Origin of the sequence: Nonomuraea sp. NPDC050556, assembly GCF_044457355.1 — a bacterium.
In the GTDB taxonomy this organism is placed as follows: Bacteria; Actinomycetota; Actinomycetes; order Streptosporangiales; family Streptosporangiaceae; genus Nonomuraea.
In genome coordinates this window covers 3,246,416-3,261,612 of the sequence record NZ_JBITGU010000001.1, presented here as the reverse complement: position 1 = coordinate 3,261,612, position 15,197 = coordinate 3,246,416, and the positions used below count along the sequence as shown (strand labels likewise).

The following is a 15,197-nucleotide window of genomic DNA, read 5'->3' as shown; positions in this document are numbered from 1 at the left end:
TGCGGCCGTCTGGGTGCGCGGGCCCTTTCGGGGTGCGGCCGTCTGGGGGCGGCGGGGCGTCTTCGGGGCGTGGCCGGATGAGGGGGCGGGGTCTTCTTGGGGGTGGGCGGGTGGTCAGTCGGGCTGGGTGGCGGTTCCTGCTTGTGGAGCTGGGGCGGCGGCGCAGGGCGATGGTGTTCCTGGGTGTGTGGTCGGTGGTGGAGTCGGCGCCCGCCCTGCTGTCGGGGATCGCGGTGGCCGCGGCGCTGGATCGGGGGTTTCTGGCGGGGCGGCCGGGCGTCGGGCTGGGGTGGCTGGGGGCGCTCGGGCTGGCGATGGTCGTCCAGGCGCTGGCGACGCGCAACACCTTCCCCTGGCTGGCCGACCTCGTCGAGCCGCTGCGCGACGCGCTGGTCAGGGCCGTGGTCACGGGGGCGCTGCGCCGCGCGGTCGAGCTGGGCGAGCGCGGGGACGGGGCCGTCGTCGCCAGGCTCAGCGGGCAGACCGAGGCGGTCCGGAACCTGGTCGCGGCGCTCCTGCGCACGCTGCGGCCGACCGTCGCGTCGATGGTCCTCGCCGTGGCCGGGCTGGTCACCCTCTCGCCCGTCGTCGCCGCGATCGCCGTGCCGCTCATCCTGCTGAGCCTGGGGCTGTTCGCCTGGCTCACGCCCGCGCTCGCCGTACGCCAGCGCCGCCTGATCCTGGCCGGGGAGGAGATGGCGCGGGCGGCCACGGACGTCTTCTCCGGCCTGCGCGACGTGGTGGCCTGCGGAGCCGTCGGCGACGCGCGCGACACCGTGGAGCGGACCGTCCTGGCCGAGGCGCGGGCCAGCCTCGCGATGGCGCGCGCCTCGTCGGCGCGATCGGTGATCATGGCGATCGGCGGCGCCGTACCGGTGATCCTGATCCTCCTGCTGGCGCCGTGGCTGCTGGGCACCGCGCGGCTGACCTCGGGCGAGCTCGTCGGCGCGATCACCTACCTGGTCGGCACCCTGGATCCGGCGCTGCGCGCGCTGACCGGGACCGTCGCGTCGTGGGGACGCCAACTCGGCGTGCTCCTGCACCGCCTCGCCGAGACGACCGCCGCGCCCACTCCTCCAGAACGGGGACAGGCGGGACCGGGATCAGGCGACCTGCTGGTCACCGGCCTGACCTTCGCGTACGGCCCGCAGGCCGAGCCCGTGATCGACGACCTCACCCTGGACGTCCCGGCGGGCGAGCACCTGGCGATCGTGGGGCCCAGCGGGATCGGCAAGTCCACCCTCGCCGCCCTCCTCACCGGCCTGGCCGTACCCCAGAAGGGCACCGTACGGCTCGGCGGCGGCGACGTCGCGGAGGTCAGCCGCAGCCACGTGGCGCTGATCCCGCAGGAGACGTACGTGTTCACCGGAACCCTGCGCGAGAACCTCGCCTACCTGCGCCCCGACGTGACGGACGCCGAGCTGGACCGGGCGGTGGCGGCGCTGGGGATGCGGCCGCTGGTGGACCGGCTCGGCGGGTACGACGCCCCGCTCGGACAGACCCTCTCCATGGGCGAGCGGCAACTCGTCGCCCTCTGCCGCGTCCACGTCTCGGCCGCCCGGGTGGTCGTGCTCGACGAGGCGACCTGCCACCTCGACCCCGAAGCCGAAGCGCGGGCCGAGGCGGCCTTCGCCGCCACCGGCCGCACGCTCGTCGTCATCGCGCACCGCATCAGCTCCGCCTGCCGCGCCCGGCGAATCCTGCTGCTGGACGGCACGGCCGCGCTGACCGGTTCCCACCAGGCCCTGCTCGCCACCTCACGGGTGTACGCGGACCTGGTGGGGCACTGGCAGCGCTAGAAGACCTCGATCTCCGCGAACTGCATCAGGTACGTGGAGTCGAGCTGCGTCCCCGTCGTCCTGACATATCGGGCGGTCACCGGCGAGAAGGCGAACTCCTGCCCGGTCGCGCCCGGTCTGGGGTAGCCGGTGCGAGAAGTCACCGTCGTCCAGTTCGTCCCGTCCGGCGACACCTGGATGGTGAAGTCGACCGGGAAACCCTGCCCGGTGCTCGCGCCGTCGCTGCGCGGCCACAGGACGACCTTGCCGACCCGCGACGGCCCGCCCAGGTCGACCTGCACCCACTCGGTGTGCTGCGACGACGCCAGCGCGCTGCTGAAGCCCATCGAGTACCAGAGCTGCGACAGCCGTACCCCGTCCGTGGCATTGGACCGCAGCCAGCTCTCCGCCGGGTACTCCACCGAGCTCGACGAGGTGACCGTACGGCCCAGCGCCTGGTCACCGCCGACGGTCTCGATCTCGGCGAACTGCATGTGGTAGTGCCCGAAGGAGTCCGGACGCAGGTTGGTCCCGGTGACCTTCACGTAGCGGGCGTTGACCGGGGCGAACCCGAACGTCTGCGGGTCGGCGGACGGCCTGGCGTACCCGGTGGGGGAGGCGACCGTGGTCCACGTGCTCCCGTCGGCCGACACCTGGACGGTGAAGTCGATCGGGAATCCGAGGCCGGTGCTGGCGCCGTCGTTGCGCGGATAGAGGTCGACCCGGCTGAGCGGGCGGGAGCTGCCGAGGTCGAGCTTCAGCCACTCGGTGTGGTTGGCGGTGATGGTGTTGTTGCTGCTCCACCCGACGGCGTTGCTCCACGAGGTGCGCATCCCGTCGTTGGCGGCCTGCGTGCTCCAGCCGTCGGCCTGGTAGGAGCTGGACGCGGTCAGCGTGCCCGCTTCCGCCGCGTTGACCAGCGGGTTGAGGTGCACGTTGTCGAAGCGGGCGCTCGCCCCGCCGGTGACCACCGCCGCGCTGCCGAGGGGGAAGGCGTTGTCGGTGACCGAGAGCACCTGGGTACCGCCGGACCAGACCTTGATCGCGCCTTGGACGTAGGTGACGCGGAGGTGGGTCCAGGCGCCGGGGACGTACCCGGGGACGGGGGCCTGGGCCAGGGTGGTGCCGTTGCGGTAGAGGAAGACGCGGCCGTCGTTGCGCTGGGCGACGAGGTAGCCGCTGCCCATGTCGGTCGGGTTCAGGCTGTGGATCATGAGCCCGGCCCAGTTGCTGGCGTCGCCGTCCCTGACGCCGGTGATCCTGAGGTCGACGGAGGCGGCGACGTCGCCGTAGGTCCTGCCCTCCACGGCGGAGGCGAAGCCCCAGTTGCTGGAGTCCGACTGGACGTACTCGCCCGAGGAGACGGACCACGTGCCCTGGGTGTGGCGGTAGGCCTGGTCGGTGCCGTTGAAGCCGTCGTTGAACGGGGTGGCGGGGTCGGGGACGGTGGAGACCAGCTCGTCCAGGATCTGCTTGTGCCGCTGCGTGACGTCGGCGCCGCTGTGGTCGTAGGTGTAGGCGTTGGTGATCAGCGATTCGGTGATCTGGCGGGCGGCCAGCGGCTTGGTCCTGCTCAGCAGGGTGAGGAGCTCGAAGTCCTGCTGGCCGTCGAGCTGCGCCTCGCTGCGCAGGCTGTCGTAGACGTCGTAGGCGGCCTTGTTGGGGCGGACCAGGAAGCCGTCGCCGCTCTGCTGGTAGTCGAAGGTGTTGATGTTGCCGAAGTCGGTCCCGTTGCCGAGCTTGCCCCAGTAGTTCCAGCCCCAGTGGAGGTAGCCGTTGCCACCCGCCTTCCAGACCAGCCACGGCAGCAGTCGCGGCCCGTTCAGCGGGTAGGAGATCATCCGGGTCATGAAGTGGTCGGTCGGCCCGTTGGCCGTGTACAGCCACAGATCCTTACCGGCCAGGCGCTGGGTCTGGTAGTGGGCGACGTTGCTCTCGTAGGTCGACGTGAGCGGGGTCAGCGTGGACAGCTTCGCCTCGGTCGCCGGGTACGTCACCATGTGCGCTTCGCTGGTGCGCGGGTTCGGGAAGTAGGCGCCGTACTTGTCGTAGAACCAGTTGGCCGCGGGGCCCACGGCCGGGGTGTGCGGCTCGTCGACCGCGCTCATGAAGAACTTGTCCGTCCAGCCCTTGGCGTCCAGGTGGGCCTTGAGCGCGGGAAAGACCTTGTCCAGGTACGCGTTGCTCTGTGCGGTGTCCGTGGCGGCGAGGATGCGCTTGACCGGGCCGCTCGTTCCGTTGGCCGGGACCAGCATCTCCAACTGCATGGCGGTGGCGTCCCACGTGTCGGGTTCGAGCAGGGTGGGGGTGTAGATGTACTGCAGGGCTCCCGTGTCGATGAACGTCTGGACGAACCTGTCGAAGTTGCTCCAGTCCCAGGTGAAGACGCCGGTGCTGGACACCGTGGTGCCGGGGATCAGCAGCGCCTGGAAATCGGCGTAGATCACGTTGTTGCGGTGCTTGGCCATGTTGACCGCGAAGCTCTTGATGACCTTCCACCAGTTGGCGTCATAGGGGGTGACGCCGTACTGGACCGGGATGGACATCTCCGTGCCGGTGTAGTCCCAGCCCATCGAGGTGAACCAGTTGTTGATCTGGAACGCGGACTGGTTGGCCGGTGGGATCGTGACGTTGTAGACGGTCACCGAGACCGGCACGGTCACGTCGCCGGAGCCGCTGCGCACGACCGCGCTTCCGGTGTACACGCCAGGTGTCTGACCTGTGGGGACGTGGACCTGGTAGAAGTACGCCAGGGTCGTGTTGGCCGCCGGACTCTGCGGCGTGTTCTCGATGAGGGCGTCGTGGTAGTCGTTTCCGCCGTCTGGCGGGAGCTCGACGTCCTTCCAGAGGGCGGGTGCAGTCCATCCGTCCGTCTGGTCGATATTGAGGTGGTTGTACTCCCTGCGTACGGTGACCTCGCTCAGCGCCGCGCCAGGCCCCGTCAGCGGGCCGACGTCCACCGAGACGCCGGTCTGCGCGCTGCTCGACCGCACCAGGATCTGCGCCGCCTGGTACTCGTTGCGCGCCGCGTACAGAGCGACGGAGGCCGGGGCTCCGGCGGGCTTGGTGGACGACGCGAAGGAGTGGTCGGCCGAGTCCTGGGTCCACACGGTCAGCGCGGCGGCCTGGGCCGGTTGCACGAGCAGGAAGGGTAAGAAAAGGACGGCAATCGCGACAAGACGTTTCACTTACCCGCTCCAAGGGTGAGGCCGGAGATGATGCGCCGGGCCAGGACGATGTAGAGGACGAGCATCGGGAGCACCACGATCGCCACGCCGGCGATCAGCCCGCCGTACTCCGACTGGTAGGTGGCCGCGCCGTACAACGTGAACAGCGCCCTGGCCAGGGTGAAGCCCGACGTGTCCTGGATGAAGACGATGGCCAGCAACGCCTCGTTCCAGAGCCCGATGGCGTTGAGGATCAGGGCGGTGATCATGCCGCCCTTGGCGAGCGGCAGCGTGATCCGTACGAACGTCCTGAGGGGCGAGGCGCCGTCGAGGGCGGCCGCCTCCTCCAGCTCCTCGGGCAGCGTGCGGAAGAACCCGGTCAACAGGAAGATCGTGAACGGCAGCGACAGCGCGACGTAGAGCAGGAACAGCCCGAACAGGCTGTTGGTCAGCTTGAGCTGCGCCATCCCGACGAACAGGGGGATGATCACGGTCTGGATCGGCACGCCCATCCCGATCGCGATGAAGCTGGTCAGCGGCCCCGAGCCGCGCACGCCGAGCCGGCTCAGCGCGTAGGCCGCCGGGGCGGAGATGAGCACGATCGAGACGGACGCCAGGGCGGTCAGGACCACCGTGAGCACGAAGGCGTGCCCGAACTCCGCCTGGTTCCAGGCGTAGAGGAAGTTGCGGAACGGCTGGCCGCGCTCGAACCACGTGTGCGGCAGCCCGAACGGGTCGCGGAAGATCTCCAAGGGGGTCTTGAACGACGCGGCGACGAGCCAGTAGAGCAGCAGGATGTTGACCGCGGTGAACAGCCAGATGACCGTCCTGCCGACGAAGCGCACCATCAGTACTCCAGCCTCTCCCCGCGCATCGTCCGGCGCAGCGTCAACACCAGAACGGTGACCAGCACGATCATCACGACCGCCGTCGCGCAGGCCACGCCGTACTCGGGGGTGCCCTGGGTGCCGAAGGAGCGGTCGTAGACGTAGATCGCCAGCGTCCACGTCTTGTTGGGCGGCAGGTAGGTGCCCGGCCCGGCCAGCACGAAGACCATCTCGAAGATCTTCACCGAGCCGATCGTCCAGAGCACTCCGGCAATACCGACCACGTCCCAGATCATCGGCAACGTGATATGCCGAAATTTCTGGAAAGGCGTCGCGCCGCACAAATCGGCATCTTCATACAAATAGGGCGGAATACGGTCAATGGCCGCCATCAGGATCGTGATGTAGAAACCCGCGCTCGCCCAGACCAAAGCCCCAATAACCACCCAGACAACATTCTCCGGTTGCAGGAACTTCGCCGCCGGAGCGCCGAACATGTTCAGGAGGAAGTTGGCCAGCCCCTGCTTCGACGGGTTGTACCGGAACACGAAGCCGAAGAACATCCCGATCGCGACCGGCGCCACGATGTTCGGGAAGAAGAGGATCGCCCTGATCATCTTGCTGGCCTTCATGTCGCGGAGCACCATCGCGAACAGGAAGGCCAGCAGGAACGTCCCGACCCCGCCGACCGCCACGTACATCAGCGTGTTGACGAAGGCGTAGCGGAACGACTCGCTGCCGAGCATCTGCGCGTACTCGTCCAGGCCGGTGAACTTCGGCGTCCCCGCCCCCGACCACCGGGTGAAGCTGAGCACCACGGTCGCGACAGCGGGCCCGACCAGGAACAACACGTAGAGCACGATCGACGGGAGCACGAACGGCCAGAACAGCCGCCGCTTGTGAGCCAGGTGCGGGGCGGCGGCGGGCACCCGGGACCTGCCCGCCACCACCCGCTCCTGTACGGCATGCGCCATCAGTGCTGCGTCTTCCAGAACTCGGCGGTCTTGACGGCGAGCTGGTCCACGAACTGCTGCGGGCTGAGCTTGCCCTTGAGCAGGTCGTTGTCGGCGGGGAAGAACACCTGCTCGGCGTACTTGCCGCCGGCGACGCCGTCCACGCCGTCCATGAACAGCATGTGCGTCTTGGCCGGGTCGTCCAGCGCCGCCTTCAGGTCGGCGATGTCGCTGGGCACCGGCAGGTCCTTGCGCGGGGTCAGGCTGTCGGAGACCGCGGGCACGCCGGCCAGCATGGCCCGGTTCAGGAAGTAGGCGGCGAAGGCCTTGGCCGCCTCCGGGTGCTTGGCCTTCCTGGTGACGCTGAAGCCGATCTCCTGGACCTCGATGACGTCGTGCGTCGCGCCCTCGGGCATCGGGAACTGGAACGAGCCGTAGTCGATGGGCTCGCCGCCGCCCTGCTTGTTGAGGTATTCACGGGTCTCGGTGGGGCCCCAGCTGCCCATGAACAGGTAGTCGGCGTCGCCGTCCGCCCAGCGCTGCTGGATCTGCGGGAACTTGGCCGCGTCCCAGCCGTCGATGAGGTAGGTGGCGATCCTGGCGGTGTACTCGGCCGCCTTCAGGAAGCCGGGGTCGCTCTTCCACGCCTCGCCGGTCTTGTCCTGCGCGGCGGCGGCCAGCCCGCCGGGGCCGGTGTAGCGCGCGGCGGCCTGCTCGAAGAACCAGGCGGCGTAGTAGCTGATGTCACCGTCGAGCGCGACCGCCGAGCGGCCCGCCTTCTTGGCCGCGTCGAACATGGCGAACAGCTCGTCCATGGTCTTGGGCGGCTTGACCCCGGTGACCTGCTTCTTGTTGTACCACCAGGCGTCGCCGAGGACGATGTACGGGATCGAGAACAGCTTGCCGGCGTCGTCCTTGGCCGCCGGGGTGTCCCAGTACGCCTTGGGCAGCGCCTCGCGGACCGTGCCGTCGCCGGTCTTCATGTCGAGCACGTCGTCCACGGGCTGGGTGCCGCCCGCCGAGACGATGGCCGCCTTGACGTTGGTGAGGTCCTGGTCGAACAGGTCGGGGACGGTGTCGGTGTTCAGCGCGGGCACCAGGTTCTGGCGCAGGTACGCGCGGCCCAGCCACTGGATGTCGACCTTGACGCCGGTCTGCTTGGTGAAGCAGTCGGCGACGTACTGGACGACCTTGCCCTGCGGCTCGTCCTTGGTCCACATGGACCAGTAGGTGAGCTCCTTGTCGGCCGCGGGCTTGCTCCCGGCCGCCGGGCACGGGGTGCTGAAGTAGGCGGCCGCCGTCGGCAGGGTGAACTCGCCCTGCTCCTTCGCCTCAGGGGCGGCCGGGTTCGCTGAAGTGCCACAGGCGGTGAGCGCGAGGCTCGTCGCCAATCCGAGGGTGGCCAGAATTCGGGTACGGGTCACGTGCTTCTCCTGCTTGGGGGGTCTAGCGTTAGAGAAACGTTTTAATGAGATTGAGCGGAGATTAGGCTCGACCTCGTACCCTGTCAATACCGTACTAAAGTGACCTGCTATTAAGCGAGGTGAGGTGGCTCGGAGCTTAGTGAAACGTTTGAATAACGACGGCTGAGAACGGCGAGTGCGGCGATCGGGAGCAGGAGTAGCGTGAGCGCGCCGGACAACACCAGCCCGCCGGTGTTTCCCGCCAGCTCGATCAGCGGGCCGCCGGCGGCCAGACCCAGGGGCGCGGCCACGGTGGCGCCGGTCGTCCAGAGCGTGACGACCTGCTGCTGCTCGTCGGACCTGAGCCCCGACTGCAGGAAGCTGTACGCCACGGGCGTGAAGGGCGCCCACACCAGCCCGCCCAGACCGAAGACGACGAGCGCGAGCGTGAGGTCGCCGACGAAGGCCAGCGCGATCGGGCAGAACGCCCACAGCCCGATGATCGCGATCAGCACCTGGCGCTGCGGGAGGTCGCGCAGCCGGTTCACCAGCGCGGCACCGGCGAACGCGCCGACCCCGAGCGCGCCCCACATGAGGCCCAGCGCCGAGGCGTCGGCGTCCAGCCGTTCACGCACGTAGAGGGGGAGGGCCACCTCGATCGGCATGTAGAGGAAGTTGAAGAAGAACTCCACGAACAGCAGGCGCGCGGCCACCGGACGTCGGCGCAGGATCCGCCACCCGGACTCGCGGCTCACCGGGCGGCCCGGTACGTCCGTACCCGCCGCCGTCGCCGCGGGTACGGCCAGCAGGACAGCGGCCAGGAGGACCAGCGCGCCGCACGCGTCGGCGAAGAGCGCGACGCCCGCGCCCGTGGTCGCCACGATCAGCCCGCCCAGCACCGGCCCGACGATGTAGAGCGCGAACGTGGCGTTCAGCCCGAGCAGCCCGTTGACGGCGAACTGCCCGCTCTCGCCCGCGATGGACGTCGCCAGCAGCCGCCTGCTGCTCGACCCGGCCATGCGGAAGACCGCGCCGAGCAGGAGCCCGGCGATGAGGACGGGCAGCGTGAGGTTCTGGGTGACGGCCAAGACGCCGAGCGTGGCGAAGGTCAGCGCGCGCGACACGCAGTCGGCGATGAGGAGCGTGCGCGGCGGCACCCGCACCCGCCCCAGGCCGATGGCCAGCGCGAGGACGGTCGACAGGACGAACGGCGCGGCCTCCACCATGCCGATCGCGATCGCCTTGGGCACGCCGCCGTGGATGGACAGCGTCTGCACGGGCATGGCCACGATGATCATGCCGGTGCCCGCGCCGGCCAGGAGGTCCCCCAGCAGGAGACCGGCCAGCCGCCGGTCGCGGAGCACCTCGCGGTAGGACCGGTTGGTCGCCTGGGTGAGCATGAGCTGGCCTCCTGCCTGGGGTGTCAACGGCCGACGTAGGCGGCGAGGTGCTCGCCGGTGAGGGTGGAGCGGGCGGCGACGAGGTCGGCCGGGGTGCCTTCGAAGACGATCTTGCCGCCGTCGTGTCCCGCGCCGGGGCCGAGGTCGATGATCCAGTCGGCGTGGGCCATGACGGCCTGGTGGTGCTCGATGACGATGACGGACTTGCCGGAGTCGACGAGGCGGTCGAGCAGGCCCAGCAGGTTCTCGACGTCGGCCAGGTGGAGGCCGGTGGTGGGCTCGTCCAGGACGTAGACGCCACCCTTGTCGCCCATGTGGGTGGCCAGCTTGAGGCGCTGCCGTTCGCCGCCGGACAGGGTGGTGAGCGGCTGGCCGAGGCTGATGTAGCCGAGGCCCACGTCGGCGAGCCTGGTGAGGATGGCCCGCGCGGCCGGGATGCGCTCCTCGAAGACCTCCAGGGCCTCGCTGACCGGCATGGCGAGCACCTCGCTGATGTCGCGCCCGTCCAGGTGGTAGCCGAGAACGGCCGCCTGGAAACGCTTGCCCTCGCACTCCTCGCAGGTGCTGGCCACCCCGGCCATCATGCCGAGGTCGGTGTAGATGACTCCGGCGCCGTTGCAGGTGGGGCAGGCGCCTTCGGAGTTGGCGCTGAACAGCGCGGGCTTGACGCCGTTGGCCTTGGCGAAGGCCTTGCGGATCGGGTCCAGCAGCCCGGTGTAGGTGGCCGGGTTGCTGCGCCGCGACCCCTTGATCGCGCCCTGGTCGATGGCCACCACGCCGTCCCGCTTCGCCACTGAGCCGTGGATCAGCGAGCTCTTGCCAGAACCTGCCACGCCGGTGACGACGCAGAGCACCCCGAGCGGGATGTCGACGTCCACGCCGCGCAGGTTGTGGCGGGTGGCGCCACGCACCTCCAGCGCTCCCGACGGCTTCCGCACCGACGGCTTCACCGTCGCGCGGTCGTCCAGATGCCGTCCGGTGAGCGTGCCGCTGGCCCGCAGGCCCTCGACGGTGCCCTCGAACATCACCTGGCCGCCTGCCGTACCGGCGAGCGGGCCGAGGTCCACGACGTGGTCGGCGATCGCGATCGCCTCGGGCTTGTGCTCCACCACGAGCACGGTGTTGCCCTTGTCGCGCAGCCGCAGGAGCAGCTCGTTCATCCGCTGGATGTCGTGCGGGTGCAGGCCGGTGGTCGGCTCGTCGAAGACGTAGGTGACGTCGGTCAGCGCGGAGCCGAGGTGGCGGATCATCTTGACGCGCTGCGCCTCGCCGCCCGACAGCGTGCCGGAGGCCCGGTCGAGCGACAGGTAGCCCAGCCCGATCTCCACGAACGAGTCGAGCGTCAGCCGCAGCGCGGTCAGCAGCGGCGCCACCGACGGCTCGCCGAGGCCACGCACCCACTCCGCCAGGTCGCGGATCTCCATCGCGCAGGCGTCCGCGATGCTGATCGCGCCGATCCTCGACGACCGGGCGGCGGCGCCCAGCCTGGTGCCCTCGCACTCCGGGCAGCGGGCGAAGGTGACCGCCCGCTCCACGAACGCGCGGACGTGCGGCTGCAGCGCCTCCTTGTCCTTGGACAACATCGACTTCTGCAGCTTCGGGATCAGGCCCTCGTACGTCAGGTTGACGCCGTCGACCTTGATCTTGGTCGGCTCCTTGTAGAGCAGGTCGTGCAGCTCGGCCTCGGTGAACGTGCTGATCGGCCGGGTCGGGTCGAAGAAGCCGCAGCCGCTGAAGATCCGCCCGTACCAGCCGTCCACGCTGTAGCCGGGGATCGTGAGCGCGCCCTCGGCGAGCGACCTGGAGTCGTCGTAGAGCTGGGACAGGTCGATGTCGGTGACCCGGCCCGTGCCCTCGCAGCGCGTGCACATGCCGCCGGCGCGGGAGAAGCTCTCGCGCACGATCGTGTCGTTGCCGCGCTCGACCGTGACCTCGCCGGTCACCCTGACCGGGGCGACGTTGAAGGAGTAGGCGTTGGGCGGGCCCAGGTGCGGGTCGCCCAGGCGGCTGAACAGGATGCGCAGCATCGCGTTGGCGTCGGTCACGGTGCCGACCGTGGAGCGGGGGTTGGCGCCCATCCGCTCCTGGTCGACGATGATCGCCGTGGTCAGCCCCTCGAGGACGTCCACCTCCGGGCGGGCCAGTGCCGGCATGAAGCCCTGCACGAACGCGCTGTAGGTCTCGTTGATCAGCCGCTGCGACTCGGCGGCGATCGTGGCGAACACCAGCGAGCTCTTGCCTGACCCCGAGATGCCGGTGAAGACCGTCAGCCGGCGCTTCGGGAGCTGGATGTCGACATCCTTGAGGTTGTTCTCCCGCGCGCCGTGGACGCGGATCCAGTCGTGGCTGTCGGCGGACATGTCGGCGTACGTCCTTACCAGGTTCCGGCGATCTGCCGGATGGGGGCGTTCAGGCGGTTGAAGAGGTTGGTGGCGGCGGTGATGAGCAGGATGGAGGCGAGCTGCTGCTCGTCGAAGTGGTCGGCGGCGTTGTCCCAGACCCGGTCGGTGACCCCGGCGGGGTTGTCGGCCAGGCGGGTGGCCTCCTCGGCCAGTTCCAGGGCGGCGCGCTCGGCGTCGGTGTAGTAGGGGGTCTCCCGCCAGGCGGAGATCAGGCCGATGCGCTCGTCGGTCTCACCGAGCTTGCGCAGGCTCTTGTAACCCGCGTCGGCACAGAAGCTGCAGCCGTTGATCTGGCTGACGCGCAGGTGGATCATCTCGGCGAGCTCCTTGGAAAGGCCGCCGGACTGGGCGGCCTTCATCAGCTCCATGATCGGCTTCTGGGCGGCGGGGATGATCGTGGCGGGGTTCTTCATGCGGGCTTCCATCGTGTTCTCCGTCTCAGTCGTTCGTTCGGTGTGAGACCAGAGTCGCCGCCCGGATTAATACATTCGCGATGCGCTCACGATGCGCGCGTGAGGTACCCGCCCATCGTGCGGAAGAACGCGGTGGCGGGCAGCTCCGTGCCGTCCTCGGTGCGCACGCGCTCGATGACCAGCCCGTGGCTGCGGCCCCGCCTGGCCTCCGCACCTGCGACGATGACCACGCCGTCGCCCTCGCGGATGAAGACCCGGCCGGGCGTGCCGCCGTAGATCCCCTGGGACACCGAGGCCTTGAGCACGCGGACGCGCTCGCCCCTGTAGTGGGTGAAGGCGTTGGGGTACGGGTCGGACTGGGCGCGTACCAGCCGGGCGAGGTCCTCGGCCGGCCACGTCCAGTCGATGTCGCTGTCCTCGATCGACCGCTTGTGGAAGAAGCTGGCCTTCGACCGGTCCTGCGGCACGCCTCCCGGCCTGCAGGAGCCGACGAGGTCCAGGGCGTCGGCGACGATCGGGCCGATCAGGTCGACCGTACGGTGGAACAGGTCGGTGGCGGTGTCCTCTGGGCCGACGGGCACGGCGCGCTGGACCACGATGTCCCCGGCGTCCAGCTCCTCGTTCATCAGGTGCGCGGTGACACCGACCTCCTTCTCGCCGTTGATCAGCGCCCAGATCAGCGGGGAGAAACCCGCGTAGGCGGGGAGCAGCGAGTCGTGCACGTTCAGCGTGCCGTACCGGGGAAGGTCGAAGATCTCCGGCGGGATCCACGTCCGCCAGTTGTTGGCGACGATGAGGTCCAGCTCGGCCTCCTTGAGCCTGGACAGCAGCTCTGCGTCGTCAGGGCGGTCACGCAGGAGCACCGGGATGCCGTGCGCCTCGGCCAGCTCGGCCACCGAGTCGTTCCAGATCCGCTCGTAGGCGTGGTCGCTCGGGGGGTGCGTGACGACGAGCGCGACCTCGTGCCCGGAGTCGAGGAGGGCCTGGAGGGTGCGGTGCCCCCAGGTCTGGTAGCCGAACATCGCGACCCGCATGGTGTCTCCTTGTCGGGGGGTTGAGAGCAGGTTAGGCTCACCTTAATTAGGTAAGGCTAACCTAAAGGAGTGCTCTGTGCACCGTGTACATGACCTGGTAGGTATCGGTTTCGGGCCGTCCAACCTCGCCCTGGCGATCGCGTTACGCGAGCACGAAGCGCCGATCGACGCCGTCTTCCTCGAGCGGCAGCCCGCCTTCGGCTGGCACCGCGGCATGCTGCTCGAAGGCACCACGATGCAGGTGTCCTTCCTCAAGGACCTGGTCACCATGCGGAACCCGGCGAGCGAGTTCAGCTTCCTCAGCTACCTGCAGAGCAGGGGGCGGCTGATCGACTTCATCAACCACAAGACGATGTTCCCCTCGCGGATGGAGTTCCACGACTACCTCGAATGGGCCGCCGCCCCCTTCGCCGGCCAGGTGGAGTACGGGTCCGAGGTCGTCGCGGTCACCCCGGTGAGCGTGGACGGGACCGTCGAGTTCCTCGACGTGGTCGTACGGCAGGGCGACAGCGAGCTCACCACCCGCAGGACGCGCAACCTGGTCATCGCCGTCGGGCTCGAACCGGTGCTGCCCGCCGGGGTGGTGAGCGGCGAGCGCGTCTGGCACAGCGAGGAGCTGCTCGACCGGCTGCCCGCGGTCGGGGAGCCGCGCCGGGTGGTGGTGGTCGGCGCCGGGCAGAGCGCGGCGGAGGTCACCGACCACCTGCACAGCGTGTATCCGGGCACGGAGGTGTGCGCGGTGTTCGCCAAGTACGGGTACACCCCGGCCGACGACAGCTCCTTCGCCAACCGCATCTTCGACCCGGGGGCGGTGGACCACTACTTCGACGCCCCGGACGAGGTGAAGGCGCGGCTGGACGCCTATCACGCGTCGACCAACTACTCGGTGGTGGACCTGGACCTCATCGACGAGCTGTACCGGCGGCACTACCAGGAGAAGGTGCAGGGGCGGGAACGGCTGCGCATCCTCAACGCGTCCCGGCTGGTGTCCGTCGACGGTGGCGGGTCGGGCGTGCTCGCCACGGTGGAGTTCCTGCCTACGGGGGAGCGGACGGTGCTGGACGCCGACGCGATCGTGTTCTCCACCGGGTACCGCTCGAGTGACCCGCTGACGTTGCTGGGGGAGACCGGGGGGTACTGTGAGCGGCTTGCTGGGGGCGGGGTGCGGATCGGGAGGGACTACCGGATCGTGACGACCTCGGAGATGGGGTGCGGGATCTACGTGCAGGGGGCCACGGAGCACACGCACGGGCTGACCTCGACGCTGCTGTCCAACACGGCGGTGCGGGTGGGGGAGATCGTGCAGTCGGTGGCATCACGGCTGTGGAGCCCGCTGGCACTGTCGCGCTGAGCCCTTCGCCGGGGTGGCGGCCGCCCTCTGGGGTGGCCGCCACCCTTTGCGTTATCGGGGAGTGGCGCCGGAGAGCTGGTCGGGTGCGCCGGGCACGGGGGCGGACGGGTCGGTGCCGAGGTCCACGATGCGGTTGTCCCGGTCGACGTGGACGATGTGCGGGCGGTGGCCGCGCACCTCGCCCTCCTCAACCTGCTGGAACGACATGATGATGACCAGGTCGCCAGGATGGACCAGATGGGCGGCGGCGCCGTTGACGCCGATCACGCCGGAACCCGGCGGTCCCTCGATCGCGTACGTGGTCAGCCTGGCGCCGTTGTCGATGTCGACGACGTGGACCTGCTCGCCCTCGACCAGGTCGGCGGCGTCCATCAGCTCCTTGTCGATGGTGATCGAACCCACGTAGTGCAGGTCGGCCTGGGTGACGGTGGCGCGGTGGATCTTGCCGCCCAGCAGGGTGCGGTGCATG

11 protein-coding genes are annotated in these 15,197 nt (G+C 69.4%); 2 read left to right on the top strand and 9 right to left on the bottom strand.

What is annotated here, in order from left to right; all coding sequences use genetic code 11:
• The first annotated feature begins 110 nt into the window (after positions 1–110).
• Positions 111–1,799, top strand: a complete 1,689-nt coding sequence (locus ACIBG8_RS15475; protein ID WP_397343367.1) for an ABC transporter ATP-binding protein — start codon at positions 111–113, stop codon at positions 1,797–1,799.
• On the opposite strand, the gene ACIBG8_RS15470 is transcribed toward ACIBG8_RS15475, so the two are convergent.
• The 8 genes from ACIBG8_RS15470 to ACIBG8_RS15435 form a co-directional block, all read right to left on the bottom strand.
• A complete protein-coding gene (locus ACIBG8_RS15470; protein ID WP_397343366.1) occupies positions 1,796–4,966 on the bottom strand; it encodes a discoidin domain-containing protein in 3,171 nt (1,056 codons plus the stop codon). The genes ACIBG8_RS15475 and ACIBG8_RS15470 overlap by 4 nt on opposite strands.
• Positions 4,963–5,793 (bottom strand): carbohydrate ABC transporter permease, encoded by an 831-nt coding sequence (locus ACIBG8_RS15465; RefSeq protein ID WP_397343365.1) that lies wholly within the window; start codon positions 5,791–5,793, stop codon positions 4,963–4,965. Before ACIBG8_RS15465 ends, ACIBG8_RS15470 begins: the two co-directional genes overlap by 4 nt.
• The gene (locus ACIBG8_RS15460) at positions 5,793–6,746 is read right to left on the bottom strand and encodes a carbohydrate ABC transporter permease (RefSeq protein ID WP_397343364.1); all 954 of its coding nucleotides are present in this window, start codon (positions 6,744–6,746) and stop codon (positions 5,793–5,795) included. The genes ACIBG8_RS15465 and ACIBG8_RS15460 overlap by 1 nt, the downstream gene beginning before the upstream one ends.
• Positions 6,746–8,149: an ABC transporter substrate-binding protein gene (locus ACIBG8_RS15455; RefSeq protein WP_397343363.1), complete on the bottom strand. Its 1,404-nt coding sequence runs from the start codon at positions 8,147–8,149 to the stop codon at positions 6,746–6,748. Before ACIBG8_RS15455 ends, ACIBG8_RS15460 begins: the two co-directional genes overlap by 1 nt.
• A gap of 110 nt (positions 8,150–8,259) precedes the next feature.
• Complete coding sequence (locus ACIBG8_RS15450; RefSeq protein WP_397343362.1) at positions 8,260–9,528, bottom strand: MFS transporter; 1,269 nt, start codon at positions 9,526–9,528, stop codon at positions 8,260–8,262.
• A gap of 23 nt (positions 9,529–9,551) precedes the next feature.
• Positions 9,552–11,888, bottom strand: coding sequence for an ATP-binding cassette domain-containing protein (locus ACIBG8_RS15445; protein ID WP_397343361.1), 2,337 nt, complete (start codon positions 11,886–11,888; stop codon positions 9,552–9,554).
• A gap of 14 nt (positions 11,889–11,902) precedes the next feature.
• Positions 11,903–12,355 carry a carboxymuconolactone decarboxylase family protein gene (locus ACIBG8_RS15440; protein WP_397343360.1) on the bottom strand — a complete coding sequence of 151 codons (453 nt, stop codon included), beginning with the start codon at positions 12,353–12,355 and terminating at the stop codon, positions 11,903–11,905.
• A gap of 74 nt (positions 12,356–12,429) precedes the next feature.
• On the bottom strand, positions 12,430–13,377 hold the full coding sequence (locus ACIBG8_RS15435) for a methionyl-tRNA formyltransferase (protein WP_397343359.1): 948 nt from the start codon (positions 13,375–13,377) through the stop codon (positions 12,430–12,432).
• A gap of 76 nt (positions 13,378–13,453) precedes the next feature.
• Here ACIBG8_RS15435 and ACIBG8_RS15430 point away from each other — a divergent pair, with 76 nt between their 5' ends.
• Entirely contained in the window at positions 13,454–14,728 is a 1,275-nt protein-coding gene (locus ACIBG8_RS15430) for a lysine N(6)-hydroxylase/L-ornithine N(5)-oxygenase family protein (protein WP_397343358.1), read from the top strand.
• 51 nt (positions 14,729–14,779) lie between these two features.
• Here ACIBG8_RS15430 and panD read toward each other — a convergent pair whose 3' ends face one another.
• The gene (panD, locus tag ACIBG8_RS15425; RefSeq protein WP_397343357.1) at positions 14,780–15,196 is read right to left on the bottom strand and encodes an aspartate 1-decarboxylase; all 417 of its coding nucleotides are present in this window, start codon (positions 15,194–15,196) and stop codon (positions 14,780–14,782) included.
• Position 15,197: the final 1 nt, after the last annotated feature.

Bases quoted from the DNA above. Each gene is read 5' to 3' on its own strand.
- panD (WP_397343357.1), bottom strand. From the start codon at position 15,196: ATGCACCGCACCCTGCTGGGCGGCAAGATCCACCGCGCCACCGTCACC.
- ACIBG8_RS15465 (WP_397343365.1), bottom strand. From the start codon at position 5,793: ATGGTGCGCTTCGTCGGCAGGACGGTCATCTGGCTGTTCACCGCGGTC.
- ACIBG8_RS15445 (WP_397343361.1), bottom strand. From the start codon at position 11,888: ATGTCCGCCGACAGCCACGACTGGATCCGCGTCCACGGCGCGCGGGAG.
- ACIBG8_RS15440 (WP_397343360.1), bottom strand. From the start codon at position 12,355: ATGGAAGCCCGCATGAAGAACCCCGCCACGATCATCCCCGCCGCCCAG.
- ACIBG8_RS15460 (WP_397343364.1), bottom strand. From the start codon at position 6,746: ATGGCGCATGCCGTACAGGAGCGGGTGGTGGCGGGCAGGTCCCGGGTG.
- ACIBG8_RS15450 (WP_397343362.1), bottom strand. From the start codon at position 9,528: ATGCTCACCCAGGCGACCAACCGGTCCTACCGCGAGGTGCTCCGCGAC.
- ACIBG8_RS15435 (WP_397343359.1), bottom strand. From the start codon at position 13,377: ATGCGGGTCGCGATGTTCGGCTACCAGACCTGGGGGCACCGCACCCTC.